At 58.9% G+C, this 1,938-nt stretch carries 3 protein-coding genes and 1 tRNA gene; all 4 read right to left on the bottom strand.

Annotated elements, in window-relative coordinates:
- Window positions 1-195: 195 nt before the first annotated feature.
- A complete protein-coding gene (locus tag H5U08_RS17180) occupies window positions 196-468 on the bottom strand; it encodes a hypothetical protein (protein ID WP_297035887.1) in 273 nt (90 codons plus the stop codon).
- A gap of 176 nt (window positions 469-644) precedes the next feature.
- On the bottom strand, window positions 645-857 hold the full coding sequence (locus tag H5U08_RS17175; RefSeq protein WP_297035886.1) for an excisionase family DNA-binding protein: 213 nt from the start codon (window positions 855-857) through the stop codon (window positions 645-647).
- A 116-nt stretch (window positions 858-973) separates the two neighbouring features.
- Window positions 974-1,047, bottom strand: a tRNA-His gene (locus H5U08_RS17170).
- A 105-nt stretch (window positions 1,048-1,152) separates the two neighbouring features.
- A partial coding sequence (locus H5U08_RS17165; RefSeq protein ID WP_297035883.1) for an HAD-IC family P-type ATPase occupies window positions 1,153-1,938 on the bottom strand: 786 nt, incomplete at its 5' end.

Raw genomic sequence — 1,938 nt, 5'->3', positions numbered from 1 at the left:
CTCGGTAAGAGTCGGCTTTCGAGCCGGCCGATGCGATGAGCCGCGCGGCCAGTCTTCTGGCCATATGATGCGAAACTGAGCCTGAGTCATAGATGCGTCTCCGTAGGTGCACAGCGGCCTCCGCGGCCGCCATGCCCCTGGAGGGCCGCAACTCACGACCTGCTCCCTTAATGATCGATGATAATTGCGAGCTATTCATTGCTTCCATGAACGGTATTCCTCAAGCATCTTTTTCGCCGATGGGGTGAACTCGAAGCCAGGCTCAGATGAGAAGCCAGTTTCGATGTCGTTAAGTGCGTCCATGTCCACCGGGTAGCCGTCGAGGCCTGTTGGTTTCCACTTATGGCCCCAGACCGGACGCTCAAAGACCGCGAACGCCCATCCATCATCGCCGTCGAGATACGGCCGCACTCCAAGCAGCCACTTCTGGCCGCCTCTGAGATAGGAGGCCACAATCCACATGTCCATAACAGGACTCCTCATAAGCGGGCCAGACGCCCAACCGAGTTTTTGGGCACCCGCTCAGTCGCCGCAGAGGCGGCTAAGAAGGTGCCGGTTAATTTCTACACCGTCGATTGTATACTTATGTAAGAAATTGTCAACAGGGAAAGAAAAATTGTCCTATGTTACGAGTTGGTGATGAGTTATGACGCACGTCCAGAACGCGGCCGTCCGACCTTGCTTCCGTCGACGAACTTTTTTGCTTCGCTCTCCCGGACGAGGTAGACACGGTTGCCAACTCGCGTCGCGTTCAATTTCCCGTCGCGGATTAGCTGGCACACGTAGCGGTAGGTCACACCCAAGAGGTCAGCCGCCTCTTTCGTGGTTAAAAGCCGGTCCTGTTGTACTTCGATCATGCTCATGCCTCCATTTTACACGTACGTATGCAACCGGCTCAAGAGAAAGGCAGGTGTGTAGAGGCTAACCGGCACCGGAAGCCCCCCGGCCCTCGCGGAACCGGGCACCTGCCGAGGGTGGCTGACGGGATTCGAACCCGCGACACCCAGATCCACAGTCTGGTGCTCTGACCAGCTGAGCTACAGCCACCGTGTCACGCCATGTTCAGCAGCCGTCCCGGTACACCATGACCAGAACGTCTGCCGCCGTCTTAATAACGCGCACCGAGATGCGCGACTACAACCCCCGGCACCCTCACAATTCTTCATTCAGTGTATCCCGACCGCGTCGGACGGTCAACGACGGGTACATTTCCCGGCCGAGCATCAGGCTGCTCAGGACGACGGAAACCGAACTGGCCGCCATCGCGGCGGCCGCCGCTGCTGGCGGAATGAGAATCCCTGTCCACGGATAGATGATTCCGGCGGCCAAGGGGATGAGGACCGCATTGTACGCAAAGGCCCAGAACAGGTTGCGACGAATGGTCCTCACCGTGGCTCGGCCGAGCCGCAGCACATCCACCACCGCCAATAATCCCCGTCGTATGAGGACGATCGCGGCCGCCTCTTTGGCGATGTCGGCGCCGTGACTCAGGGCAATACCCACATCCGCCTCGGCCAGTGCCGCTGCGTCGTTGATGCCGTCGCCGACCATCGCCACGCAACGCCCCGCCTGTCGAAGCTCTCGGACTCTCTCGTGTTTTTCCGGAGGGGTCAAACCCGCCTCAAAATTTCTGATGCCTAACTGTTCGGCTACCGTGCGGGCCGTTTCCTCCCGGTCGCCCGTCAGCATAATGATCTCTAACCCCATCCGCTGCAACGCTGCGATGGCCTCGCGGCTTTCCTCGGCCGGCAGGTCGGCAAACTCGAGAATCCCAAAGAGTTCCCCATCCTGGACCACAGAAACCACAATGCGCGAGCCAGTAGCTACGGCGGAGGTTTCCTGTTTAACTTCTGTTGCCGTTTTTCCTTCAACACCATATTCGTCGGTCCGTTCCCCACCGGTTCCGACAGGGTTTTCAGCCGACTGATCGGCAGAGTC

It is taken from the genome of Thermogutta sp., assembly GCF_014359955.1.
GTDB lineage: Bacteria > Planctomycetota > Planctomycetia > Pirellulales > Thermoguttaceae > Thermogutta.
Note: the sequence above shows the minus strand (reverse complement) of the source record. Positions and strands in the feature narration are given on the sequence as shown.